The organism is Pseudomonas sp. GW821-FHT12A04, from assembly GCF_058807755.1.
The window spans coordinates 203708-229308 of the sequence record NZ_JBXAQZ010000013.1 but is presented as its reverse complement, the minus strand read 5'-3'; the positions used below and the strand labels follow the sequence as shown (position 1 = coordinate 229308).

General features: G+C 60.7%; 23 protein-coding genes and 2 pseudogenes. 11 read left to right on the top strand and 14 right to left on the bottom strand.

Annotated features, from left to right (window positions below):
* Positions 1-47: 47 nt before the first annotated feature.
* Together AC1RS8_RS21325 and kynU are read right to left on the bottom strand one after the other, a co-directional pair.
* The gene (locus tag AC1RS8_RS21325; protein WP_489340030.1) at positions 48-1361 is read right to left on the bottom strand and encodes an OprD family porin; all 1314 of its coding nucleotides are present in this window, start codon (positions 1359-1361) and stop codon (positions 48-50) included.
* A gap of 105 nt (positions 1362-1466) precedes the next feature.
* Complete coding sequence (gene kynU / locus AC1RS8_RS21320) at positions 1467-2717, bottom strand: kynureninase (protein WP_489340029.1); 1251 nt, start codon at positions 2715-2717, stop codon at positions 1467-1469.
* 210 nt (positions 2718-2927) lie between these two features.
* Between kynU and AC1RS8_RS21315 the strand changes: the two genes are divergently transcribed.
* Positions 2928-3401 carry an Lrp/AsnC family transcriptional regulator gene (locus AC1RS8_RS21315; protein ID WP_057398413.1) on the top strand — a complete coding sequence of 158 codons (474 nt, stop codon included), beginning with the start codon at positions 2928-2930 and terminating at the stop codon, positions 3399-3401.
* 102 nt (positions 3402-3503) lie between these two features.
* Here the strand turns inward: AC1RS8_RS21315 and AC1RS8_RS21310 are convergent, their stop codons facing one another.
* The 5 genes from AC1RS8_RS21310 to AC1RS8_RS21290 form a co-directional block, all read right to left on the bottom strand.
* The gene (locus AC1RS8_RS21310; RefSeq protein WP_489340028.1) at positions 3504-4517 is read right to left on the bottom strand and encodes an AraC family transcriptional regulator; all 1014 of its coding nucleotides are present in this window, start codon (positions 4515-4517) and stop codon (positions 3504-3506) included.
* A gap of 22 nt (positions 4518-4539) precedes the next feature.
* Positions 4540-5943: an amino acid permease gene (locus tag AC1RS8_RS21305; RefSeq protein WP_090453878.1), complete on the bottom strand. Its 1404-nt coding sequence runs from the start codon at positions 5941-5943 to the stop codon at positions 4540-4542.
* Positions 5944-6041: 98 nt separating this feature from the next.
* A complete protein-coding gene (gene kynA / locus AC1RS8_RS21300) occupies positions 6042-6896 on the bottom strand; it encodes a tryptophan 2,3-dioxygenase (protein ID WP_057715845.1) in 855 nt (284 codons plus the stop codon).
* The gene (gene kynB / locus AC1RS8_RS21295; RefSeq protein ID WP_489340027.1) at positions 6893-7558 is read right to left on the bottom strand and encodes an arylformamidase; all 666 of its coding nucleotides are present in this window, start codon (positions 7556-7558) and stop codon (positions 6893-6895) included. Before kynB ends, kynA begins: the two co-directional genes overlap by 4 nt.
* A gap of 223 nt (positions 7559-7781) precedes the next feature.
* Positions 7782-8222, bottom strand: a complete 441-nt coding sequence (locus AC1RS8_RS21290; RefSeq protein WP_493163497.1) for a GlcG/HbpS family heme-binding protein — start codon at positions 8220-8222, stop codon at positions 7782-7784.
* A 268-nt stretch (positions 8223-8490) separates the two neighbouring features.
* Here AC1RS8_RS21290 and gcl point away from each other — a divergent pair, with 268 nt between their 5' ends.
* The 8 genes from gcl (at position 8491) to AC1RS8_RS21250 (ending at position 18074) form a co-directional block, all read left to right on the top strand.
* The gene (gene gcl / locus AC1RS8_RS21285; RefSeq protein ID WP_057715848.1) at positions 8491-10266 is read left to right on the top strand and encodes a glyoxylate carboligase; all 1776 of its coding nucleotides are present in this window, start codon (positions 8491-8493) and stop codon (positions 10264-10266) included.
* 131 nt (positions 10267-10397) lie between these two features.
* On the top strand, positions 10398-11180 hold the full coding sequence (gene hyi / locus AC1RS8_RS21280; RefSeq protein ID WP_090453874.1) for a hydroxypyruvate isomerase: 783 nt from the start codon (positions 10398-10400) through the stop codon (positions 11178-11180).
* Positions 11181-11336: 156 nt separating this feature from the next.
* Positions 11337-12230 carry a 2-hydroxy-3-oxopropionate reductase gene (locus AC1RS8_RS21275; RefSeq protein ID WP_057715850.1) on the top strand — a complete coding sequence of 298 codons (894 nt, stop codon included), beginning with the start codon at positions 11337-11339 and terminating at the stop codon, positions 12228-12230.
* 162 nt (positions 12231-12392) lie between these two features.
* Positions 12393-13673 (top strand): glycerate kinase type-2 family protein, encoded by a 1281-nt coding sequence (locus AC1RS8_RS21270; protein ID WP_223502932.1) that lies wholly within the window; start codon positions 12393-12395, stop codon positions 13671-13673.
* Entirely contained in the window at positions 13663-15078 is a 1416-nt protein-coding gene (gene pyk, locus AC1RS8_RS21265) for a pyruvate kinase (RefSeq protein ID WP_090453871.1), read from the top strand. The genes AC1RS8_RS21270 and pyk overlap by 11 nt, the downstream gene beginning before the upstream one ends.
* Before the next feature lie 145 nt (positions 15079-15223).
* Positions 15224-16138 (top strand): urea transporter, encoded by a 915-nt coding sequence (locus AC1RS8_RS21260; protein WP_489340024.1) that lies wholly within the window; start codon positions 15224-15226, stop codon positions 16136-16138.
* 21 nt (positions 16139-16159) lie between these two features.
* Positions 16160-16984, top strand: coding sequence for an ion transporter (locus tag AC1RS8_RS21255; protein WP_489340023.1), 825 nt, complete (start codon positions 16160-16162; stop codon positions 16982-16984).
* A 91-nt stretch (positions 16985-17075) separates the two neighbouring features.
* Positions 17076-18074, top strand: a complete 999-nt coding sequence (locus AC1RS8_RS21250; RefSeq protein ID WP_489340022.1) for a sulfate ABC transporter substrate-binding protein — start codon at positions 17076-17078, stop codon at positions 18072-18074.
* 129 nt (positions 18075-18203) lie between these two features.
* On the opposite strand, the pseudogene AC1RS8_RS21245 reads toward AC1RS8_RS21250, so the two are convergent.
* Positions 18204-18299, bottom strand: a pseudogene (locus tag AC1RS8_RS21245) (hypothetical protein); the annotation flags it as partial.
* 169 nt (positions 18300-18468) lie between these two features.
* Here AC1RS8_RS21245 and AC1RS8_RS21240 point away from each other — a divergent pair.
* Positions 18469-19674: an MFS transporter gene (locus AC1RS8_RS21240; protein ID WP_489340021.1), complete on the top strand. Its 1206-nt coding sequence runs from the start codon at positions 18469-18471 to the stop codon at positions 19672-19674.
* Between the two features lie 60 nt (positions 19675-19734).
* A pseudogene (locus AC1RS8_RS21235) lies at positions 19735-20019 on the top strand (LysR substrate-binding domain-containing protein); the annotation flags it as partial.
* A 14-nt stretch (positions 20020-20033) separates the two neighbouring features.
* Here the strand turns inward: AC1RS8_RS21235 and phnN are convergent.
* The 6 genes from phnN to AC1RS8_RS21205 all read right to left on the bottom strand — a co-directional run bounded on the left by phnN (position 20034) and on the right by AC1RS8_RS21205 (position 25599).
* Positions 20034-20585, bottom strand: a complete 552-nt coding sequence (gene phnN / locus AC1RS8_RS21230; RefSeq protein WP_218497258.1) for a phosphonate metabolism protein/1,5-bisphosphokinase (PRPP-forming) PhnN — start codon at positions 20583-20585, stop codon at positions 20034-20036.
* 405 nt (positions 20586-20990) lie between these two features.
* Positions 20991-21398, bottom strand: a complete 408-nt coding sequence (locus AC1RS8_RS21225; RefSeq protein WP_079246789.1) for a hypothetical protein — start codon at positions 21396-21398, stop codon at positions 20991-20993.
* A 14-nt stretch (positions 21399-21412) separates the two neighbouring features.
* Positions 21413-22615: a c-type cytochrome biogenesis protein CcmI gene (gene ccmI / locus AC1RS8_RS21220; RefSeq protein WP_057715859.1), complete on the bottom strand. Its 1203-nt coding sequence runs from the start codon at positions 22613-22615 to the stop codon at positions 21413-21415.
* A complete protein-coding gene (locus tag AC1RS8_RS21215) occupies positions 22608-23081 on the bottom strand; it encodes a cytochrome c-type biogenesis protein (protein WP_489340020.1) in 474 nt (157 codons plus the stop codon). The genes ccmI and AC1RS8_RS21215 overlap by 8 nt, the downstream gene beginning before the upstream one ends.
* Complete coding sequence (locus AC1RS8_RS21210; RefSeq protein WP_150724492.1) at positions 23078-23614, bottom strand: DsbE family thiol:disulfide interchange protein; 537 nt, start codon at positions 23612-23614, stop codon at positions 23078-23080. The genes AC1RS8_RS21215 and AC1RS8_RS21210 overlap by 4 nt, the downstream gene beginning before the upstream one ends.
* The gene (locus tag AC1RS8_RS21205) at positions 23611-25599 is read right to left on the bottom strand and encodes a heme lyase CcmF/NrfE family subunit (protein ID WP_057715862.1); all 1989 of its coding nucleotides are present in this window, start codon (positions 25597-25599) and stop codon (positions 23611-23613) included. The genes AC1RS8_RS21210 and AC1RS8_RS21205 overlap by 4 nt, the downstream gene beginning before the upstream one ends.
* Positions 25600-25601 lie beyond the last annotated feature (2 nt).

Genomic DNA, 25601 nt, shown 5'->3' with positions numbered 1-25601 from the left:
TTGAAGAGAGCAAGTCGTTGGGATTGCCGTTGGGGATCAGCCACGAATCAGAAGATATTCAGCGGATACTCGACGATCACCCGGACTTCATTGTTGTCGGTGGTGTCCGCCCGGGCGACCTGGCCGGTGGAACGCACACTGGCCTGACGCACACGTATCGACAGGTCCCTGGCCTTGCCCTCCTGCACCACGTAGCGCGCTTCAAGGTCGCGCTCCCAGCGCTTGCCATCGCTGCCGTAACGTCCATAGGCACCATTGGGGCCGCCGTCGTAGTGGCTGTCGTCGATATGGTCACCGCTCACATAGCGCGACATGAAACTCAGGCCGGGCACGCCGAAAGGCGCCATGTCCAGGTCATAACGCAGCTGCCAGGAACGTTCATTGGGCGCGTTGAAGTCGAGGATCTGTACCGAGTTGGCAAGGAATATCGAGGTGCCCGGCTGTTGATCGAAGCCGAGATAATCGAACGGCTCATCGCCATCGACCCGTTGGTAGGCCAGGGTCACGCGGTGCGCACCCACCTTGTAAGCGGCGGCCAGCGACCAGGTGGTGTTGTCGATCTTGCCGGCCAGGCTCTGGCCAGAGTCGTTGGTGCGATAGAGGTTGAAATCCAGGTTCAGCGACTGGTTTTCGCTCAGGGCATGGCTGTAGTTGGCATTGGCGTAGTACTGCCGCCAGATATCAGCGAACTGCGAACCGTACAGGCTGACGCTCAACTGATCGTTCAGGGCATAGCTGCCGCCCAGATAATCGACACTACGGGTTTCCACCCCGGCATACAGCGCCTTGAGGGCGCCATCGTCGTTGGTCGACGCACTGTCATTGCCCGAGGTGAAGTGCCCGGCATCGAGTTGCAGTCCTTTCAACTCGCTGCTGGTCAGCTGGAAACCATTGGCGTAGGTGGTGAACAGGCGCGCCGAGCCGGTGCCGAACACCGGGTTGAGCGGTGTCAGGTTGCCGTATTTGAGTTCGGTCTTCGAGATCCGCGCCTTGAGTGCACCACCCGCTTCGGAATACTCATCCTCGGCGCGTCCATCGGAATCGACCGGCAATAAACCGGTGCCGGTACGGCCCCTGCCGCTGTCGAGCTTGAGTCCCAACTGCGCGTAGGCGTCGACTCCGAAGCCCACAGTGCCCTGGGTATAGCCGGAACGGTAATTGAGCATGAGCCCGTGGGCCCACTCCTCCCGATAGTTTTGACCGCCGGGGTTGTTAAGGTTGTTTCGGTAAAAATAGAAATTGCGATTGGTCAGGGTCAGGCTGCTGTCTTCAACGAATCCATTGTCGGGTGCGGCATAGGCCACTTGGCCGAGACAGCTGGTAATGGCGAGCGGCAAGGCGGGCCAAAGGGACGGTTTCATTCTGCGTGCTCCTTATTATTGTGTTTTCACAGAACTGCTTATCGGAGGCGACCGAAGCCCTGCTGCCGGGAAATTCGCGGCAGCAAGACAAAGGCTTCGGGGGTATCAGGTGACGCTGTGGCGGATCTGGAATTGCTCTTGCGACCAGGTTTTCTGATCGAGTATTTCGCCGAGGATCTGCACCGCATCCCAGACCTCGGTGAAGCTGGTGTACAGCGGGGTGAAGCCGAACCGCATGATCCGCGGCTCGCGGTAATCGCCGATCACGCCACGGGCGATCAAGGCCTGGATCACCGCATAACCTTGAGGATGTTCGAAGCTGACATGGCTGCCACGTTTGGCGTGTTCGCGTGGAGTGACCAAGGTCAGCTCGTGAGCGGCGCAGCGCTGCTCGACCAACTGGATGAACAGGTCCGTCAGGGCCAAGGACTTGCTGCGCAGGCTGGCCATGTCGGTCTGGGCGAAAACATCCAGACCACACTCGACCATCGCCAATGAAGTGATGGGCTGGGTGCCGCACAAATAGCGGGCGATTCCGCTGCTCGGCTGGTAATGCGACTCCATGGCGAACTGCCGCGAATGACCGAACCAGCCGGACAGTGGTTGCGCCACCAGATCGCACAGCTCAGGGGAAACCCAGACGAAAGCTTGCGAGCCCGGACCGCCATTGAGGTACTTGTAGGTGCAACCGATGGCGTAGTCGGCGCGCGCCTGATGCAGATCGACCGGCACCGCCCCGGCGGAATGCGCCAGGTCCCAGATGGCCAGCGCGCCACACTCATGGGTCAACGTGGTCAGGGCCTGCATGTCGTGCATGTAGCCGGTCTTGTAGTTGACGTGGGTGAGCATGACCACCGCGGTGTCCTGGTCAATCGCTTGCGGCAGCTCTTGCGGGCTGTCGACCAGACGCAGGGTGTAGCCCTGCTGCAGCATGTCCGCCAGACCTTCGGCGATATACAGGTCAGTCGGGAAGTTGCCGGTCTCGGTGACGATCACCCGCCGCGTCGGCGCCCGCGTGGCCTGCACGCGCAAGGCGGCACTGAGCACCTTGAACAGGTTGATCGAGGTGGTGTCGGTCACCACCACTTCGCCGTCACCGGCGCCAATCAGCCCCGCCAGTCGATTGCCCAGACGTTCAGGCAGGTCGCGCCAGCCAGCGCTGTTCCAACTGCGGATCAGGCCATTGCCCCATTCCTCGGCGATCACTGCCTGAGCACGCGCCAGCGCTGCGACCGGGCGCGCGCCCAGGGAGTTGCCGTCGAGATAGATCACCCCTTCAGGGAGCGCAAACTGCTGACGCAGAGGGGCCAGAGCGTCCTGCGCATCGAGCGCCAGACAATCGTTTCTTGTAGTCATTGGGTGTCCTGCTTTTTTGAAAGAAGTGCCGTCCGGGCAAATCGCGATAGTCGGGTGTGAGTGTCGTGTTTCAGGCGTTGTTTGCGCCTTCACGATGAGGAAATAATGAACGAAGTTTTAGAGAATTTTCGTGCAAAGTAAGCGGCCATCTTGTATTTATCTCGAAGAAAATTCGAATCCAACTCAAAATATCGCGGATTTATTCTAGCCATGACACTCGACTCGACAGACCTGCGGATCCTGCATCTCTTGCAACGGGACGGCCGCATCAGCAATCACGAAATGGCAGAGAAGGTCGCACTGTCGCCGTCGGCCTGTTTGCGCCGTTTACGCTTGCTGGAAAGTGAAGGAATCATCACCGGCTATCGCGCGATGCTGAACGCCGAAAAGTTGGGAGTCGAACTGGAAGCCATCGTCCATGTGTCATTGCGACAGGACGTCGAGGATTGGCACGAGACCTTCATCAAGAAGGTCCAGTTGTGGCCGGAGGTGGTCACCGCCTACGTGATTACCGGGGCGAGCAACTATGTGCTGCGGGTCCAGGCGCGCAACATCAAACACTTCTCCGACTTCATCGTCAACCAACTGAACCGCACGGCGGGGGTGACTGATATCCGCTCGGAAATCGTGTTGCAGAAAATCAAGGAGCAGGAGACGTTGCTTGATTTGGTAGTGCGTAAGTGAGCGCCAGTTAATGGATATCGATGGTCAGGTGATGAATTGTGGCGAGGGCGCTTGCTCCCGCCGGTGCACGAAGCGGTCCTGAAATTCTGGGCGGCGGAATACTCAGGCCCCGCGCATGCGCCGGGCTTCGTTACGCTGCAAGGTCATGCTGGGGGACTCGTCAAACAACTTGCGGTATTCGGCGCAAAAACGTCCGAGATGCGTAAAGCCCCAGCCCATGGCGATCGCGGAAATATTACGCGACGAGCCGTGTTCGAGGATTTCCTGGCGCACAGCGTTCAACCGGTACTTTTTCAGGTAGGCCATCGGCGACAGGGCGAAGTACTTCTTGAACGCCTCGAACAGCTTGAAACGCGAGACCCCGGCCGCGACCTCGATGTCCTCCAGGTGCAAGGCTTCGCGAGCATTGTCGTGAATGTATTGCTTGGCCCTGATCAGGTAGTGCGGCAGTTTCACGCCGAGCACGTTGCGCAACTCTTCGGAGTAGTTGTTCGGCTGGGCGAGGATCAAGCCTTTGATCAATGAGCTTTCGATGTCCCGAGTGAAGGCCACCTGTTCGTACAGTTCACTGCTGCGTTCCAGCTCCTCGATGAAATAACGCGCCATGCGCCACCACGAGGCCGACGTGCCGTCCACCGCATCCATCACCGGCTCGAAACACAGCGGCGTATCCAACGGTCGCTGCAGCATGCCTTCCAGCGACTCGCTCATGGCGACGCGGGTGATCACCACCTGAACTTTGCGACAGTCCCCGGAGATCGCCAGCATCTGGTTCTCATTCGGGGAAATGATCACCCCTTGATCGCGGTTGGATTTCAACACGCTGCCGTTCTTGCTCAGTTCCTGCTCGCCCACCAAAGGCAAACTCAGGCTGTAACTGCTGAAGTGCTCGGCGTCTTCAATATCGATGGTGACATCGGTACCGTATGAGAGAGTGCCCAGGGTCGTGGCCATCGACTTGAACACATTGGCGCTGTGATGAAAGCGGATCCGCTCGGGCGTCGAAGTCTGGAGGCGGTGCGGCCCGCAGATACCCGACATCCAGTTCCTCGCACCCTCGAGGTCATAGTGATCGATACGAATGTCGCGAAACTGCGGATCAACGTTGCTACTCATCACGGCGCCCCCACGGCAAAGGCTATTGAACCACCGGCAAGGCCCGATCCTTGGCCATACGCATCCGGTAAAAGCCGAAGATGATCAACACCCACACCGGTATGGCGAAGACTGAAGCGCGTATACCTGGAATCATCAGCATGACGCAGACGATCATGACCATGAAGGCCAGGCACAGGTAGTTGCTGAAGGGAAACCAGAACGACTTGAAGCCCGGAACGATGCCTTGCTGGCTCATGCTTTTGCGAAACTTCAGGTGCGTCAGGCTGATCATCGCCCAGTTGATCATCAGCGATGCGACCACCAGTGCAAAGAGCAACTCAAGCGCTTCATGCGGGGCGAGGTAGTTGACCAGCACGGACAGCAGGGTGATCAACGCCGATACGCCCAGCGCCAGCAGAGGCACGCCCTGCTTGTTCAGTTTCATCAGCGCCTTGGGTGCGTCGCCCTGTTCGGCCAGGCCATAGAGCATACGGCTGTTGCAGTAGACGCCACTGTTATAGACAGAGAGCGCAGCGGTGAGCACCACGAAATTGAGGATGTGCGCTGCTGTGTCGCTGCCGATCAAGGAGAAGATCTGCACGAACGGGCTGCCGCCATAGGCATCGCCCGAAGCGCCGAGTGTCTGTAGCAGTTGGTCCCACGGATACAACGACAGCAGCACGGTGAGCGCGCCGACGTAGAAGATCAGCACGCGATAAACCACCTGGTTGATCGCCTTGGGAATCACCTTTCCCGGCTCGCTGGCTTCAGCGGCGGTGATGCCGACCAGCTCCAGGCCGCCGAAGGAGAACATGATGAACGCCATCGCCATCAGCAGACCGCTGTAGCCGTTTGGGAAGAACCCGCCGTGGTCCCACAGATTGCTGACCGAGGCCTGCGGGCCGCCGGTGCCGCTGAACAGCATGTAGCAGCCCAGGGCGATCATGCCAATGATCGCTACGACCTTGATGATTGCGAACCAGAATTCCATCTCACCGAAGACTTTGACGTTCATCATATTGATCAAATTGACCAGGACGAAGAACACCGCCGCGCTGACCCAGGAGGGGACTTCCGGCCACCAGAACTGCACGTACTTGCCGACGGCCGTCAACTCGGCCATGCCCACCAGCACATACAGCACCCAGTAGTTCCAGCCGGACAGAAAGCCGGCATAGCCGCCCCAGTACTTGTGGGCAAAATGACTGAAGGAGCCGGCCACCGGTTCCTCGACAATCATCTCGCCCAGCTGGCGCATGATCAGAAAGGCGATGAATCCGGCAATCGCATAGCCGAGGATCATCGACGGCCCGGCCGACTTGAGCACGCCGGCAGAGCCGAGAAACAACCCGGTACCTATCGCGCCGCCCAATGCGATCAGCTGAATATGACGATTTTTCAGCCCTCGCTTGAGTTCGCCTTGTCGCAAGATTTCATCCGCCATCTGGTTACCTTCTAATTGTTATGGTCAGGCATGGTTTGAATGCGTCAATTTATTCAATTGCCGCCCGGTTTAAGCGTTCAGACATGACTATCGGTAAATCAGAGCGTTGAGCGCACTCGCCACAACTCCGGGAACAGCACGGTATCGAGCATCTTGCGCAGATAACCGACACCTTCTGTGCCACCGGTCCCTGGTTGGAAGCCGATGATCCGCTCGACCGTGGTCACATGCCGGAAGCGCCATTGCCGGAACGAATCCTCAAGGTCGATGAGTTTCTCCGCCAACTGATAGAGATCCCAATAACGCGAAGGGTCCGTGTAGACCACGCGCCACGCAGCTTCGACCGACGCGTCATGCGCCGTTGGACTGGTCGGATCACGCTCGAAACGCTGTGGGTCGATGGTCAAGCCAGCGCTGGCCATCAAGCGAATCGCCTCGTCATACAGCGACGGTGTGGCGATCGCCTTTTCAAGCGCCTGCAACAGTTCCGGCCGATGCGCATGGGGGCGCAACAGGGTCGCGCTTTTGTTGCCCAGAATGAATTCGATCTCGCGGTACTGGAACGACTGAAAGCCCGATGACTGCCCCAGAAAGGGCCGTATCGCGTGGTACTCGGTGGGAGTCATGGTGGCCAGCACCGTCCAGGCATGCACCAGCTGATCAAAAATCCGCGAGACCCGCGCCAGCATCTTGAACGCGGGCGGCAACTCTCCCAGTCGAACGTGCTCACGGGCGGCATTGAGCTCGTGCAGCATCAGCTTCATCCACAGCTCCGAGGTCTGATGCTGGATGATGAACAGCATCTCGTTATGGTCCGGAGACAACGGGTGCTGTGCGCTGAGAATGCGCCCCAGATCCAGGTAGTCGCCGTAGCTCATGGAGTCGGAAAAATTCAGCTCGGCGTTATGCCATTCTTCCGTCTGGTTTGCAGGTGAATAGGGGCATTGGCTCATTGAGTCGGTTCCTCAAGTTGCGGTTTGTTCAGTGGACGCAAAATTGCCCTGACCGGACTGGCGTCCAGATGGGCAAAACGCAGCGGCAGCGCGATCAATTCATAGTCCCCTTCCGGGACGTCATCGAGCACGATGCCCTCGAGGATAGCCATGCCATGTCGGGCCACGGCATTGTGCGAATCCATGGTTTTGGATTGCTGGGGGTCCAGCGACGGCGTATCGATACCGATCAAGCGCACACCGAGGCTCGCCAGCAGGTCGACGGTTTCTTTGGCGACTGCGGAGAAATCAGGATCCCAGGCGCTCAACGGCGCTTGTCGCCAGGTGCGCAGCAGCACCCGTTCAGGCAGGTCTTGCAAGCGACCTTCAAGCTGTTCGGGGTGCACCAGCCGGCCGCTGCTCAGGCAATGCAGCACACGGCAAGGCCCCATATAGACATCGAGCGACACATCGCCAATGGCCGCGCCATCAGCGCTGTAATGCAGTGGCGCGTCGACATGGGCCCCCGTGTGAGGCGACAGGGTGATACGCCCGACATTCACCGGACACTCTGGTCCGAAGCTCCACACGCGCTCTTCCTGAAAAGGTGTGTCACCCGGCCAGGTAGGTGTAGTGGTGCTCAACGGCGGGCTGATATCCCACCACGACAGTGTTGTTTTCATTGCAAAGCTCTCGGACTGTTCCGAGAGAATGATACGAGTGATACCTGTGAATTTTCTTGCGAAAATCTTCGGTAACGCCCAAATGTTTCGCACAAAATTCTAAAAAAACGGAATTTACCGGATGGAAATCTCAACGAGAAAAGCAGACAGCTAGAAAGCTGTTTTCATCCGTAAGGCGCTTTCGCGAGCAAGCCCGCGAAAGCGGTAAATCAGACGCCGAAGATCAACCAGCCACCCCCGCATCCGCCCTCAGCCCCTGCCCCTCGATCGCGCGGATCGCACATTGCTCGTCAACATCTGACAGATCCCCGCTGATGCCCACCGCCCCCAGCACAGTCCCGTCCTGATCCCGAACCAGCACGCCGCCCGGCACCGGGACGACGCTACCCTGCCCCAGGCTATTGAGCGCGGCGAAGAACGCCGGGCGTTGTTGCGCGTCCTGTGCCAGCAGGCGTGAGCCCTTGCCCAGGGCGATCGCGCCCCAGGCCTTGCCGATGGCGATCTGCGGGCGCAGCAGGCTGGCGCCGTCTTCCCGCTGCAGCGTTATCAGGTGCCCGCCGGCATCCAGTACTGCAACGGTCAATGGCGCGGCAGAGATTGCCCGCCCCGCGGTGATGGCCTGATCGACCAGGTTGACTGCGACTTTCAAGGTTAAAGCGCTCATGGTGCCGTCCTCATTTTGTTTTTCGGAAAGTCGGTGGACTGCGCCGTTGTGCCGCAGCCCGATGCAACAAATAGAACACAATGAATTATTTTTTTGTATACAATAATCATCGAAAGGCGCCACATGCGACGAAAAGCCACAGCAGAACCGGCTTCCGACGAATGAAACAAGCGCTTGAGAAAATGGATTGACCTGCGCCGTCCGCCGTGAATACACTCTGCGCAAAGCCACTTGTATACAATTACAAAACGTAAAGAGGCACAAAACCATGAGCAAAATGAGAGCAATCGAAGCCGCCGTTCTGGTGATGCGCCGTGAAGGGGTCGATACCGCTTTTGGCATCCCGGGTGCCGCCATCAACCCGCTGTACTCCGCCCTGCAAAAGGTCGGCGGCATCGATCACGTACTCGCTCGCCACGTTGAAGGCGCCTCGCACATGGCCGAGGGCTACACCCGCACCAAGGCCGGCAACATCGGCGTGTGCATCGGCACTTCCGGCCCTGCCGGTACCGACATGGTCACCGGGCTCTACAGCGCCTCGGCCGACTCGATTCCAATCCTCTGCATCACAGGCCAGGCACCTCGCGCCCGTATGCACAAGGAAGACTTCCAGGCTGTCGATATCACCACCATCGTCAAGCCAGTCACCAAGTGGTCGACCACCGTCATGGAACCGGGCCAGGTGCCTTACGCGTTCCAGAAAGCTTTCTATGAAATGCGCTCCGGCCGTCCGGGCCCGGTGCTGATCGACCTGCCGTTCGACGTGCAGATGGCCGAAATCGAATTCGACATCGACGCCTACCAGCCACTGCCATTGGCCAAGCCGAGCGCTACCCGCGTCCAGGTTGAAAAGGCCCTGGCCATGCTGGATCAGGCCGAGCGTCCATTGCTGGTGGCCGGTGGCGGCATCATCAATGCCGATGCCGCCGATCTGCTGGTGGAGTTCGCCGAACTGACCGGTATTCCAGTGATCCCGACCCTGATGGGCTGGGGCGCCATCCCGGACGATCACCCGTTGATGGTGGGCATGGTTGGCTTGCAGACGTCGCACCGCTACGGCAACGCCACCATGCTCAAGTCCGACGTGGTTCTGGGCGTAGGCAACCGCTGGGCCAACCGTCACACCGGTTCCGTTGACGTGTACACCGAAGGCCGCAAGTTCATTCATGTTGATATCGAACCGACCCAGATCGGTCGCGTGTTCACCCCGGACCTGGGCATCGTTTCCGACGCTGCCGCCGCGCTGACCGTGTTCATCGAAGTCGCTCGCGAATGGCAAGCCGCCGGCAAGCTGAAGAACCGCAGCGCCTGGTTGCAAGACTGCCAGCAGCGTAAAGCCAGCCTGCAGCGCAAGACTCACTTCGACAACGTGCCGGTCAAGCCGCAACGCGTTTACGAAGAAATGAACCAGGTGTTCGGCAAAGACACCTGCTACGTCAGCACCATCGGTCTGTCGCAGATTGCCGGCGCTCAGTTCCTGCACGTCTACAAGCCGCGTCACTGGATCAACTGCGGTCAGGCAGGCCCTCTGGGCTGGACCATTCCGGCAGCACTGGGCGTGGTCAAGGCTGATCCGAACCGTAAAGTCGTGGCCCTGTCGGGGGACTATGACTTCCAGTTCATGATCGAAGAATTGGCAGTGGGCGCGCAGTTCAAGCTGCCGTACATTCATGTGGTGGTAAACAACTCGTACCTGGGTCTGATCCGTCAGGCGCAGCGCGGTTTCGACATGGATTACTGCGTACAGCTGTCGTTCGACAACCTGAACGCGCCGGAACTCAACGGCTACGGTGTGGACCACGTCGCAGTTGCCGAAGGCTTGGGCTGCAAGGCACTGCGTGTGTTCGAACCGGCTCAGATCCAGCCTGCCCTGCGCAAGGCCCAGGAGCTGATCGAAGAGTTCAAGGTTCCGGTGATCGTCGAGATCATCCTGGAGCGCGTGACCAACATTTCCATGGGTACCGAGATCAACGCCGTCAACGAATTCGAAGACCTGGCGCTGGTCGGCGACGACGCACCGACTGCGATTTCGTTGCTTGATTGATCACCACCCCTGTGGGAGCGAGCTTGCTCGCGATGAGTCCGGCACATTCAACATCTATGTTGACTGACACACCGCTATCGCGAGCAAGCTCGCTCCTACAAGGGGCCTACACACATTTACAGGAGACCACCATGCCGCGTTTCGCAGCCAACCTGTCCATGCTGTTCACCGAACAGGACTTTCTTGCCCGTTTCGAAGCGGCCGCCAAAGCCGGCTTCAGTGGTGTCGAATACCTGTTCCCGTACGACTTCAGCTCCGCCGAAATCAAGGCCCAGCTCGACGCCAACGGTCTGACCCAAGTGCTGTTCAATCTGCCAGCCGGCGACTGGGCGAAGGGCGAGCGCGGTATCGCCTGCCTGCCGGACCGGGTCGAAGAGTTCCGTGCCGGTGTCGACCTGGCCATCGCTTACGCGCAAGTGCTGGGCAACACCCAGGTCAACTGCCTGGCCGGTATTCGTCCGCAGGGCTTTGACGATGCCACCGTGGAGAAAACCTTCGTCGCCAACCTCAAGTACGCGGCCGACAAGCTGCAAGCGGCAGGCATCAAACTGGTGATGGAAGCGATCAACACCCGTGACATTCCAGGTTTCTACCTGAACAACACGGCGCAAGCCCTGTCGATTCGCGAGCAGGTCGGCAGCGCCAACCTGTTCCTGCAATACGACATCTATCACATGCAAATCATGGAAGGCGATCTGGCCCGCACCCTGCAATCGCACCTGGGCGAGATCAACCACGTGCAGCTCGCGGACAACCCGGGGCGCAACGAACCAGGCACCGGTGAAATCAACTACCGCTTCCTGTTCGAACACCTGGACCGCATCGGTTACCAGGGCTGGGTCGGTTGCGAATACAAGCCGCTGACCACCACCGAAGCGGGCCTGGGCTGGCTCAAGACCCATAACGCAATCTGATGTAGATCCCTGTGGGAGCGAGCTTGCTCGCGATAGCGGTGGAACAGTCGACATCGATGCTGAATGTTATGGCCCCATCGCGAGCAAGCTCGCTCCCACAAAGAGCAGTACTCCCCTATTTGCTTGAAGCAGCAATAAAAACAAGAGGATTTTCTCATGGCTAAAATCGGATTTATCGGCACCGGCATCATGGGCCACCCAATGGCGTTGAACCTGCAGAAAGCCGGTCACAGCCTGTTCCTGTCGGCACACCACGACCCTGCGCCTGCCGACCTGGTCGCCGCTGGCGCCGTTGCCCTGGCGAACCCGAAGGAAGTCGCCCAGGAAGCCGAATTCATCATCGTCATGGTGCCGGATACCCCACAGGTCGATGACGTGCTGTTCCGCGCTGATGGCGTTGCCGCCGGTGTTGGCAAAGGCAAAGTGGTGATCGACATGAGCTCGATCTCGCCGACCGCCACCAAGGCTTTCGCAGCAAAGATCAACGAAAAAGGCGCGCAATACCTCGACGCCCCGGTCTCCGGCGGTGAAGTCGGCGCCAAGGCTGCGACCCTGAGCATCATGGTCGGCGGCGATGCCGACGCCTTCGAGCGCGCCCTGCCACTGTTCCAGGCCATGGGCAAGAACATCACCTTGGTCGGCGGCAACGGCGACGGTCAAACCGCCAAGGTGGCCAACCAGATCATCGTGGCCCTGAACATCCAGGCCGTGGCTGAAGCCCTGCTGTTCGCTTCGAAAAACGGTGCCGATCCAGCCAAGGTGCGTGAAGCACTGATGGGCGGTTTCGCGTCCTCCAAGATCCTCGAAGTGCACGGCGAGCGCATGATCAAGGGCACCTTCGATCCAGGCTTCCGCATCAGCCTGCACCAGAAGGACCTGAACCTGGCCCTGCAAGGCGCCAAGGAGCTGAACATCAACCTGCCGAACACCGCCAACACCCAGCAAGTGTTCAGCACCTGCGCGGCCATCGGTGGCAGCAACTGGGACCACTCGGCGCTGATCAAGGGCCTGGAACACATGGCGAACTTCTCGATTCGCGACAAGAAGTAAGCCCCTGCCCGAAACTGCATCAAACCTGTGGGAGCGAGCTTGCTCGCGATGAGGCCCTGACTATCAACATCCATGTTGACTGACACACCGCTATCGCGAGCAAGCTCGCTCCCACAGGAACCCGAGTTGCCCTTCAAATAACAAGAATTCCGGGAGCCCGCCATGTCGGTCGATCCGCAACAATTGCTGCGCGAGCTGTTTGCCACAGCCATCGATGCGGCGCATCCGCAACAAGTCCTCGAAGCCCATTTGCCTGCCGACCGCAGCGGCCGCGTGATCGTCATTGGCGCCGGCAAAGCCGCAGCCGCCATGGCCCAGGTGGTCGAGCGCTGCTGGCAGGGTGAAGTGTCCGGCCTGGTGGTGACCCGCTACGGTCACGGCGCACCTTGCGAAAAAATCGAAGTGGTCGAAGCCGCACATCCGGTACCGGACGCTGCAGGTCTGGCGGTGGCCAAGCGTGTGCTGGAACTGGTCAGCGACCTGAACGAATCCGACCGCGTGATCTTCCTGCTCTCCGGCGGTGGCTCTGCCCTGCTGGCACTGCCGGCCGAAGGCATCACCCTGGCCGACAAGCAGTCAATCAACAAAGCCCTGCTCAAGTCCGGCGCCACCATCGGCGAGATGAACTGCGTGCGCAAGCACCTCTCGGCGATCAAGGGTGGGCGTCTGGGCAAAGCCTGCTGGCCTGCCACGGTTTATACCTATGCGATTTCCGATGTGCCGGGCGACCTCGCCACGGTCATCGCCTCCGGCCCTACCGTGGCCGACCCGAGCACGTCGGCCGAAGCGCTGGCGATCCTGAAACGCTACGCCATCGAGGTTCCGGCTTCGGTGCGCACCTGGCTGCAAAGCCCCGAATCGGAAACCGTCAAACCCGGCGACCCGAGCCTGGCACGCAGTCATTTCCAGTTGATCGCCCGCCCGCAGCAATCCCTTGAAGCGGCGGCGGTGAAATGCCGTCAGGCCGGGTTCAGTCCGCTGATCCTCGGCGACCTTGAAGGCGAATCCCGCGAGGTGGCGAAAGTCCACGCCGGCATCGCACGGCAGATCGTCCTGCACGGTCAGCCGCTGGCGGCGCCCTGCGTGATTCTCTCGGGCGGTGAAACCACCGTCACCGTGCGCGGCAATGGCCGTGGCGGGCGCAATGCCGAGTTCCTGCTCAGCCTGACCGACAGCCTCAAGGGCCTGCCCGGCGTCTACGCACTGGCCGGTGATACCGACGGCATCGACGGTTCCGAAGACAACGCCGGCGCGATCATGACCCCGGACAGCTACGCCCTCGCCGCGGCAAAGGGCCTGAGCGCCAGCGACGAGTTGGATAACAACAACGGTTACGGCTACTTCGAGGCGCTGGACGCCCTGATCGTCACCGAGCCGACCCGAACCAACGTCAACGACTTCCGCGCCATTCTGATCCTTGAGAGCACTAAACATGACGCCTGATAAAAAGGTCAAAATCCTCGCCACGCTCGGCCCGGCCATCGACGGCATCGATGCCATCCGTGAACTGGTGCTGGCCGGGGTCAACATCTTCCGTCTGAACTTCAGCCATGGCGATCATGCTGACCACGCCCAGCGTTTCCAGTGGATTCGTGAAGTCGAGCGTCAGCTCAATTATCCATTGGGCATCCTGATGGACCTGCAAGGCCCGAAACTGCGGGTCGGCAAGTTCGCCGAAGGCAAGGTGCAACTGGTTCGCGGCCAGGCCTTGCGCCTGGACCTCGATGCCACGCCGGGCGATGAGCGCCGGGTCAACCTGCCCCACCCGGAAATCATCGCCGCGCTGGAGCCGGGCATGGACCTGCTGCTGGACGATGGCAAGTTGCGCCTGCGGGTGGTGACCAAGTACGCCGACGCCATCGACACCACCGTGCTCAATGGCGGCGAACTGTCGGACCGCAAAGGCGTGAACGTACCGCAAGCGGTACTCGACCTGAGCCCGCTGACCGCCAAGGATCGCCGCGACTTGGCCTTCGGTCTGGAGCTGGGTGTGGACTGGGTGGCGCTGTCGTTCGTGCAACGTCCCGATGACATCCGCGAAGCCCGTACCCTGATCGGCGACAAGGCGTTCCTGATGGCCAAGATCGAGAAGCCTTCGGCCGTCGAGCAACTGCGCGAGATCGCCGAATTGAGCGACGCGATCATGGTCGCCCGGGGTGACCTGGGTGTGGAAGTGCCGGCCGAAAGCGTGCCGCAGATCCAGAAGAACATCATCAGCACCTGCCGCCAGCTCGGCAAACCGGTGGTGGTCGCCACTCAGATGCTGGAGTCGATGCGCTTCTCACCCGCGCCAACCCGCGCCGAAGTCACCGATGTGGCCAACGCCGTGGCCGAAGGTGCGGACGCGGTGATGCTGTCGGCGGAAACCGCATCCGGCGAATACCCGCTCGAAGCTGTGCAGATGATGAGCAAGATCATCCGCCAGGTGGAAAACGGTCCGGACTATCAGACTCAACTGGACGTCAGCCGGCCGAAAGCCGAGGCGACTGTTTCCGATGCGATCAGCTGCGCCATTCGCCGTATCAGCAACGTGCTGCCGGTGGCGGTGCTGGTCAACTACAGCGAGTCCGGTGCGTCGAGCCTGCGTGCGGCGCGGGAGCGGCCGACAGTGCCGATCCTCAACCTGACACCGAACCTGCAGACCGCCCGTCGCCTGAGCGTGGCGTGGGGTGTGCACTCGGTGGTCAACGACCGCCTGCGTCAGGTCGATGAAGTCTGCTCGACGGCACTGGAAATTGCCCAGGCCCAGGGCATGGCGCAGCGTGGCGACACACTGTTGATCACCGCAGGTGTGCCCTTTGGCCAGCCGGGGTCGACTAACTCTCTGCGTATCGAGACATTGATCTAGCGCCTGTACCGGCCTTATCGCGAGCAAGCTCGCTCCCACATTGGTTTTGTGTCATTCACGGAACCAAGACTGAACAAAGATTCAGTGTGTGAGCGAGCTTGCTCGCGATGCAGGCAACCCGGTCCCACTGACTTTCAGACCTGCCATGCCTGCCAACCATTTCAACACCCACTGCCCCGACTGGGCCGAAGCCTTGCTCAACGGCTTCAGCCAGATCTTTCTTCAGCGCAATCCGCTGTGCGGCCTGCTGTGCGTCCTGGCCATCTTGTTCACGGCGCCCGCCTTGCTCGGCGGCGCCTTGCTCGGTGGTGTCGCCGGGCTACTCACCGCGCAACGCCGCAACTATGCCAAGGCTGATCGTCAGGCCGGGTTGTTCAGCTACAACGGCGTGCTGCTCGGACTGTTGCTGAGCCTGTATTTCCCCTGGTCGGCGATGATGCCGCCACTGATCCTGGCCGCCGGTGGCCTGAGCGCGATGGTCACCCAACAGTGGCTCAAGCGCGTCCGGTTCAGCCAATACCTGCCGGCCTACACCGCGCCCTTCGTTGGGCTGGGCTGGTTGCTGCTGTGCTTCGCCACGCCCTCGACAGAGCCGCACTTGATCGAAGTCAGCACCCTGAACATGCTCGCCGCGCCACTCAAAGGCCTCGGCCAGGTGATGTTCCTCGGTCATCCGCTGGCCGGTGCGATGATTGCCGCCGGTTTGCTGATCGCTGATCGCCGCGCATTCTGCTGGGCATTGTTGGCCTCAGTCGCGGGCATGGGCTGGAGCCTGCTGAACCACGATTTCTATACCGCACTGCTCGGCCTCGGTGGCTATAACGCCGTGCTGGTCGCCCTCGCCTTCAGCTCCCAGCGTCGCCAACCGTGGCTGCCGCTGGTTGGCATCGGCCTGGCGCTGCTGCTGACGCCGCTGTTTGCCGCCATCGGTCTGCCCACCCTGACCGCGCCGTTCATTCTTGCCGGCTGGCTGATTCGCAGCGTCGTGCAAATGCTCGGCAGAGCCACGGTCGAAAGCACGCCTTGCGCTACCGGGGAGAATCGACCTAGGCTGCGCTGATTTGCGGCCAAGGCGATGGGCATGATCAGCAACGACACGTGGCGTAATCGCCTGTACGTGATTATTTTCCAGACCGACACCGTCGCCGGTCGACGCTTCGACTCCACCCTGCTGCTGATCATCTTCGCCAGCCTGGTAGTAGTGATTCTGGACAGCATCGATGACGTTCACCAGCACTACGCCAGCCTGCTGGCGTACATCGAGTGGGGCTTCACGGTGATCTTCCTCGGCGAGTACATCCTGCGCCTGTACTGCTCGCCCAGGCCCCTGCGCTATGCCTTCAGTTTCTATGGGCTGGTGGACTTGCTGGCCATCGTGCCCGGCATCCTCGCGCTGTACTACAGCGATGCCCAGTACCTGCTGATCATCCGGGTGATCCGGATGCTGCGGATCTTCCGCGTGCTCAAGCTCGGCCCGTACCTCAAGCAAGCTCATTACCTGCTCGATGCCCTGCGTGGCAGCAAGCAGAAGATCCTTGTGTTCCTGCTCAGCGTCTGCACCCTGGTGACGGTGTTCGGCACCCTGATGTATGTGGTCGAGGGCCCGCAACATGGCTTCACCAGCATTCCCAAGAGCATTTACTGGGCTATCGTGACGTTGACCACCGTCGGTTACGGCGACATCGTGCCCAAGACCGCACTGGGTCAGGTCATCTCGTCGATGGTGATGATCACCGGTTACTCGATCATCGCCGTGCCCACCGGGATCTTCACCGCCGAACTGGCCACGGCCATGCGTGGTGGCCAGTTGCAGCACCACTGCCCGGTGTGCGCCAAGGACAGCCATGAGCCGGAGGCGTCGTTCTGTTCCCGTTGCGGTAATGCGCTATTCAGGAAACGGGAATAAGCAAAGAGCTTTTTAATCTTTAAAGGACTATACGAGCCCAGTTATAGTCGCTGGCAAATTGCCCCACTTTTAATAGAACAAGGAATGCGCAGTGAAAAAACTCTTTGGCGCCTCGCTTATCGCCGCTGGCCTGGCCCTGGGCAACATCGCCCAGGCTGCACCGACCCTGCTCAACGTTTCCTACGACGTGATGCGCGATTTCTACAAGGACTACAACACTGCGTTCCAGAAACACTGGCAAGCCGAGCATAACGAAAACATCACCCTGCAAATGTCCTTCGGCGGCTCCAGCAAACAGGCGCGTTCGGTCATCGACGGCTTGCCGGCCGACGTCATCACCATGAACATGGCCACCGACATCAACGCCCTGGCGGACAATGGCAAACTGGTCCCGGACAACTGGGTCACGCGCCTGCCGAACAACAGCGCGCCGTTCACCTCGGCCACCGTGTTCATCGTGCGCAAGGGCAACCCGAAAGCCCTGAAAGACTGGCCGGACCTGCTCAAGGACGGCGTTCAGGTCATCGTGCCAAACCCGAAAACCTCCGGTAACGGTCGCTATACCTACCTCTCGGCCTGGGGCTACGTGCTGAAAACCGGCGGCGACGAGAACAAGGCCAAAGACTTCGTCGGCAAGCTGTTCAAGCAAGCGCCGGTACTCGACACCGGTGGCCGTGCCGCCACCACCACCTTCATGACCAACCAGATCGGCGACGTGCTGGTGACCTTTGAAAACGAAGCGGAAATGATCGCCCGCGAGTTCGGCCGTGATCAGTTCGAAGTCATCTACCCAAGCGTTTCCGCCGAAGCCGAGCCACCGGTGTCGGTGGTCGACAAGACCGTCGACAAAAAAGGCACCCGTGCAGCGGCCGAGGAATACCTGAAGTACTTGTGGTCGCCGGAAGGTCAGGAAATTGCCGCGGCAAACTACCTGCGCCCGCGTGACCCAGCCGTGTTGGCCAAGTACACCGACCGTTTCCCGAAAGTAGACTTCCTGTCGGTCGAGAAGACCTTCGGCGACTGGCGCACCGTGCAGAAGACCCACTTCAATGATGGCGGGGTTTTCGACCAGATCTACAGCGGCAAGTAATCGACTGAAACACTGCAACTTCTATGGGAGCGAGCTTGCTCGCGATGACAATTGAACAGTCAGCATCGTCGTTGACTGCCATTACGCTATCGCGAGCAAGCTCGCTCCCACAGGTTCTGCGACCTCCCGCTACATCGGCGGCGTCACGCCATCCTTGCCCGCCGAAATGGATTGGGCGGTGAGCGTGCCGTCAGCGCCCTGCGTCACAAAGGTCACGATCTTCACGAACAAGATGTAAGTGAATGTATCATTCACCCTCGATGTTCTGACGCAAGACACACACGTTCGTCAGTCATTCCGCAATGGAATGATTGCTATCACTCCAATCCCACTTCCGCCGTTTCAGTCAGCCCATTAGCCTGCGCGCATTCCTTTCCGTACAGCGAGACCCGTTATGAACCCAGCGACCCAGGTGCCCCACGGCACCGCGACAATGACCCGAGGCATGGTGCTGCTGTTCGCCTTCTGCTGCGGCGCCATTGTCGCCAATATCTACTACGCCCAGCCGATCATCGGCCTGATCGCGCCGGACATTGGCCTGACCAACACCATGGCCAGCCTGATCGTTTCCTTGACTCAGATCGGCTATGCGCTGGGACTGTTTTTCCTGGTGCCGCTGGGGGATCTGCTGGAGAACCGCCGGTTGATGATCATCACCACGCTAGTGGCAATTGTCAGCCTGCTAGGTGCGGCGTTTACCGACCAGCCGAACGTGTTTTTGCTGATTTCGCTGTTGGTGGGCTTCAGTTCGGTTTCGGTGCAAATCCTGATTCCGTTGGCCGCGCACCTGGCACCGGAAGAAACCCGTGGTCGTGTGGTGGGCGGGATCATGGGTGGGTTGTTGCTCGGCATTCTGCTGGCCCGACCGGTGTCCAGCGTGGTGGCCGACCACTTTGGCTGGCGGGCGATGTTTGTGATTGCCGCAGTGTTGATGGCGGCCATCAGCATCGTGCTGGCCGTGACCATTCCCAAGCGTGAGCCTGATCACAGCGCGTCCTATGGCCAGTTGCTGGGCTCTCTGTGGACGCTATTGCGCAAGCAACCGGTCCTGCGCCAGCGTGCGTTTTACCAGGGCTGCATGTTTGCCACCTTCAGCCTGTTCTGGACCGCCGTGCCGCTGGAACTGGCGCGCAATCACGGTTTGTCGCAAAGCGAGATCGCGATCTTCGCCCTGGTCGGGGCCATCGGCGCCATTGCTGCCCCGATCGCCGGTCGCCTGGCCGATGCCGGTCACACCCGCATCGCATCGTTGCTGTCCCTGCTGTTTGCCAGCTTGAGTTTCATGCCGGCGTTTATCCATCCGGCCTACAGCGTCATCGGTCTGGCGGTGACCGGCGTGGTGCTCGACTTCTGCGTGCAGATGAACATGGTCCTCGGCCAACGCGCCGTCTACGCCCTCGACGGCAAAAGCCGCAGCCGCCTGAATGCGCTGTACATGACCAGCATCTTCATCGGCGGCGCCTTCGGCTCTTCGGTGGCCAGCGCGGTGTACGAACACGGTGGCTGGTTGTGGATCGTGATCGTCGGCAGCGCGTTTCCGCTGTTGGCGTTGTTGCGGTTCTTGAGTGCTTCGCAGAAGGCTTCGCTGGCGACGGCGTAAGCCTCAAAACCCGGTCGGATCGCCGCCCGGAGCAGGCTCGCTCCCACAGTGGATCGGCCGTTCAACAAGGCCGGCGAGGAGCAATCGGTCATCGTCAGCGGTCGGATCCGCGTCAATGCCGCCGAAGGCCTGCGAGAAGCCGTGCTGGCCCACCAAGGGCTGGCCATGGCCTCGCAATGGATGTTTGCGCCGGAACTGGCCGACGGTTCGGTTCGGGAAGTGATGAAGGACTGGGCACTGCCGGACCTGGATTTGTGGACGGTTTTCCCTACAGGGAGAATGGCCAGCGCCAACGCTCGGGCATTCGTGGAGTATGTGCAGGGGTTGTTGGCCTGGAAGGCCTGACAGGCAGCCGGGAGTTACTCGTCAATGCAGACCAGCAACCGTTCGACCGTTTGCTCAAGCGGCCCTGAGTTGTCGAGCAAGTGCACGGCCGGGTCCTCCGCCAGCAATTGCTCGCTGAATCGGGCATTGCGTGCCAACCGCTGATCGATCTCGATCGGCGATTCCCGCCTGCGTTCCAGCAAGCGCTGGCGCAGTACTGCCTGATCCACAGTCAACAACAGCACCAACGCGTTCGGATAGCGCTGGCGCGTGTTCTGCAAATGCCCTCGAGAGCCATTGATCAGCACGTCCTGCCCGGCGGCCAGCCAATCGTCGATTTCCCGCGGGATGCCATAGGACAACCCGTTGGCGTGCCAGCTCAGGGCAAACGCGCCCTGGGCCTCCATTTCGGAGAACTGCTGTTCACTGACGCCCAGCGCCGCTTCGCCCACGGCTTCCGCCGAACGCGTGATGACCCGCCGCACGACGCGGCAGCCGCGTTCGGCCAACCGTGTTCGCGCGGCATCCAGCAGGCTGTCCTTGCCCGAACCTGAAGGCCCGATGAGATAGATCAACCTGCCCGCCATCAAACCACCCTCTTCATTTTTCGACCTGTTTGCCGGCCCCACGACAGACCGTCCTGATTGCGCTTGCGCCAGATCAGCCCGCAGGCCCCGCGTATGATCCATCACCGACACCGGTTGCACCAGCGGGTTTTCCAGCGGGTCACGGTTACGCTGAGGGTGTCCTCGCAGCGCAGGTCAATCCGGCGTTGGAGGCTGTGGGTGCTTGGCTTGCCTGCGGTGGCGGAGTGTTTTTACCGGTGTACATATCCGTTTCTGCGGTCACGGCCATTTAGGGTTCCGCCCTTATGTATGGACTCATTCAGGCCGCCATCGCGAGCAAGCTCGCTCCCACAGAATTCAGCAGTGACCCACCAATCACATTCCGGCAGGCACAAAAAAGGCGACCCGAAGGTCGCCTTTTTTGCGTTACTGCCCGAATTTCCGTCCCAGGCCACCCGGTACACCCTGGATGTCAGTATCTTCCCACGGCCCTTGCGGACTAATCGACCGACTCCAACCATTATCCCAGCGGTAATAGGTACGTTGGCGATAAAAGGTATTGGGCTGGTCATCAAGCACATACACCCCAAGCTTCGGATCCCAATGGCTATTGCCCCCCGGTGGTGGCGCGAAGCTGGCAGAAGTGCGTGGCAACGGCTTGGAGGGTTTGGCCGGGATGGTCGGCTTGCTCGGTACAGGCGACGTCGATGGCGTGGGGCTGGGCTGCGACGGCGGGAACGGTGGTGGTGCCTGATGTTCCGTTGGTTGCTGGACCGCACAAGCGCTTAACCCCAAAACAGCGCTGAGCAGGGCAATACGAGCAATGGCGGTCATGGTGGCGTTTCCTGTTATTTATCCGGGCTGTCGATGGTCAGTGTCTGCGGCGCGGTGGTGCTGCTGGCCAGGGGCTGGCTGCGACCAATCCATTCGCCGGCGGTCGGTTTGCCGGCGCGGGAAATGCGCGCAACCAGTTGGACTTCAGGGAAGTTCGACAGTTTCAATTGCGGCATCATTGCGTCGGCATCGCCCAGTTCGACGGTCACCGGCAGGTCGGCCACGGTCATGCGCTTGACCGCCAGCGGGGCCGGAGGACCGGAGATCGCACGAGCGAAGATGAACACGCTGTCGCCAGGCTGGACCTTGGATTTGAGGTCCGCGGCCAGATCGACACTGACCTTGAGCAACGCCGAGGCCTTTGCCGCCGGTGCTTGTGCAACCTTGCCGCCACTGGCCACCAGCTTTTCCGTGGCCCGGGTAATTCCGCCTTGCAGCGCCTCGCGGGACTTGTCCTCCGGCGGCAGCTGCGCCAACAGGCGATTCCAGTAATCGATGGCGTCCTGATAACGCTCGCTTTCAAACGCGGCAATGCCAAGCAAGCCAAGGCTGGTGACTTCTTTCGGATCGGTCTTGAGCGCTTCGTCGGTCAGGGCCTGGACCTTGTCCGACCACTTCTTGCCATCGGCGAAGTACTGGGCCTGGGCCCATTGACCGAGCAACTCGGGCTGGCGACCGGCCAGGCTCACGGTGCGTTCGAACATCTTCGCCGCGTCCGCCGGACGATCCTGAGCCATGTAGGTGCGACCGAGGAAATACATGCCTTCAGCGGAATCCGGTTGAGCGGCGACCGCACGTTCCAGGCGCCGCGTCATCTCTTCCATCGACTGGGGTGCCTGGGAGAATTCGCGGGTCAGTTCGACCTTGTCGCTGGCACCGAAATGCAGATACAGGCCCAGGCCCAGCACCGGCACCAGAATGGCCGCCAGCAACGGCAAGGGTTTGCCCAGACGCGACACCCGTGGCGCTTCAGCGCCTTCGGTGTCCGCCAGCAACTCACGGGCAGCTTCGGCGCGACCGGCGTCCATTTGCGCGGCATCGAGCACGCCCTCTTCCTGCTGAGTCTGCAACTCAGTCACGCGCTCCTGATACAGCGCGACGTTCAGGGCGGTACGATCCTCTTCGCGCTGGGCGCGACGGCTGCGCAGCACCGGGATCAACAGAAAACTCAGGGCAACCAGAAGCAGCAGACCTGCAGCGAGCCAGAAATCAATCATTCTTGGTTTTATCCAACAGGTGGTCGAGGCGCGAGCGCTCCTCGGCAGAAAGCGAGTCCGGGGTGCCGGCGCGTTGCACGCGACGACGGCGGACGATCACCGCGATGATCACGACACCGCCCAGCAGCAGGCCGGCGGGGCCAAACCAGAGCAAGGCGGTCTTGGCGTTCAGCGCAGGCTTGTAGCGGACGAAATCACCGTAGCGATCGACCATGAAGTCGATGATCTGCTGGTTGTCCTTGCCCTCGCCGAGCATGCGGTAAATCTCTTTGCGCAGGTCGGCGGCAATCGGTGCGTTGGAATCGGCGATGTCCTGATTCTGGCACTTGGGGCAACGCAGCTCCTTGGTCAACTCGCGGAAACGCTCGCGGTCTTCTTCCTTGGCGAACTCGTAGGTGTCGATGGCCGCGTGGGCCACGCCCGCCAGGCTCAAGCCCAGGACAACGGCAGCGATCCAGCGCTTCATGGCTTGGCCTCGTCGACCAGCGCCTGGTACTTGCCCGCCAGTTTTTCACGCCAGACCTGCTCGTCGATCACGCCGACGAACTTGTCACGGATGATGCCTTTGGCGTCGATGAAGAAGGTTTCCGGTGCGCCATACACGCCGAGGTTCAGGCCCAACGAGCCTTCGTCGTCACGAATGTCCAGCGCATACGGATTGTGGAAGTCCTTCAGCCACTTCAAGGCATCGGCGTTGACGTCCTTGTAGTTGATGCCGTAGATCACCACGCCCTGCTGGGCCAGTTTGTTCAACACCGGGTGCTCGACCCGGCAGGAAATGCACCAGGTGCCCCAGACGTTGACCAGCGCCGGTTTGCCCAGAATGTCAGCGCGGGTCAGGGTCTTGTCGCCCTGCACCGACGGCAGGGAAAACTCCGGGAACGGCTTGTTGATCATGGCCGAAGGCAGCTCGGCCGGATCCAGGTACAACCCACGGTAAAGGAATACCGCGACCACCAGAAAAATCGCCAGTGGCAGCAACATCAACCAACGCTTCATGCAGTGGCTCCCGACATGCCCAGTGCTTCGCGCACGCGGCTTTTGACCTTGACCCGATAACGCCGATCCAGCGCCGCCAGCAACCCGCCTGCACCTGTCAGCAAGCCGCCGAACCAGATCCAGCGCACGAACGGCTTGACGTGCACACGCACAGCCCAGGCGCCGTTACCCAGTGGTTCACCGAGGGCGACATAGAGGTCGCGGGTGAAACCGGCGTCGATACCCGCTTCGGTCATCACCGAGTTCTGCACGGTATAGAGGCGTTTTTCCGGGTGCAGCACGCTGATTTCCTTGCCGTTGCGGATCACCCGCACGGTGCCCTTGTCGGAGGTGAAGTTCGGGCCTTCGAAGTGTTTGGCGCCTTCGAAGACGAACTGATAGCCGCCCAGGTCCATGGATTCACCGGGCGCCAGGCGCAGGTCGCGCTCGGCACTGTTCTGGCTCGACAGCACGACACCCAGCGCACACACGGCGATACCCAGGTGCGCGATCTGCATGCCCCAGTAGCTGCGGGTCAGGGTTGGCAGTCCTTTGATCAGGCCCTTGTGGCGAGTCTTGTCGAAGATGTCACGCACGCCGGCCAGCAACACCCAGGCAGCGAGCATGAAGGTCGCGAGCACGGCCCAGTTGAAATCGCCGTAGGCGATGCCGGCCACTACGGCCAGCGCGGCACTGCCGAGCAGGACCGGGGTGAGCATGCTTACCAGCCATTTCACCGGAGTGTCTTTCCAGCGCACGATCACGCCGACCGCCATCACCACCATCAGCAATGCCATCAACGGAATGAACAGCGCGTTGAAGTATGGCGGGCCGACGGACAGCTTGGCGCCGGTCATGGCGTCCAGAATCAGCGGATACAAGGTGCCGAGCAGAATCATCGACGCGGCCACCACCAGCACCAGGTTGTTACCCAGCAGCAGGGTTTCCCGGGACCAGAGGTTGAAGCCCACCTGGCTCTTGACCACCGGCGCGCGCAGGGCGAACAGCGTCAGCGAACCACCGACCACGAACAGCAGGAAAATCAGGATGAACACCCCGCGCTCCGGGTCGGACGCAAAGGCGTGCACCGAGGTCAGCACGCCGGAACGCACGAGGAAGGTACCCAGCAGGCTCAAGGAGAATGCGGCGATGGCCAGCAACACGGTCCAGCTTTTGAACACGCCACGTTTTTCCGTGACCGCCAACGAGTGAATCAGTGCGGTGCCCACCAGCCATGGCATGAACGAGGCGTTTTCCACCGGATCCCAGAACCACCAGCCACCCCAGCCGAGTTCGTAATAGGCCCACCACGAACCAAGGGTGATACCAATACCGAGGAACGCCCAGGCCACGATGGTCCACGGACGCGACCAGCGCGCCCAGGCGGCGTCCAGGCGACCGCCCATCAGCGCGGCGATGGCGAAGGCGAAGGCCACCGAGAAGCCGACGTAGCCCATGTACAGCATCGGCGGGTGAACGATCAGGCCGATGTCTTGCAGCAGCGGGTTGAGGTCGGCACCGTCGGTGGGCATTTGCGGCAGGATGCGCTTGAACGGGTTGGAGGTCATGATCAGGAATAGCAGGAAACCGGTGCTGATCATGCCCATCACCGCCAGCACGCGGGCCAGCATGACCTGCGGCAATTGCCGGGAAAACACCGATACCGCAAAGGTCCAGCCGCCGAGAATCAAGGCCCACAACAGCAGGGAACCTTCGTGGGCACCCCACACGGCGCTGAACTTGTAGTACCACGGCAAGGCACTGTTGGAGTTGTTGGCCACATAGGCCACGGAGAAATCGTCGACCATGAAAGCGTAGGTCAGGCAACCGAAGGCGAACAGCAAGAACGCGAACTGCCCCCACGCGGCCGGCTGGGCCAGGCTCATCCAGAAGCGGTCACCGCGCCAGGCACCGACCAATGGCACCACGGCCTGAACCAGCGCGAAACACAGCGCCAGGATCATGGCCAGGTGGCCCAATTCGGGAATGAAGATTCCAGCTGTCATCA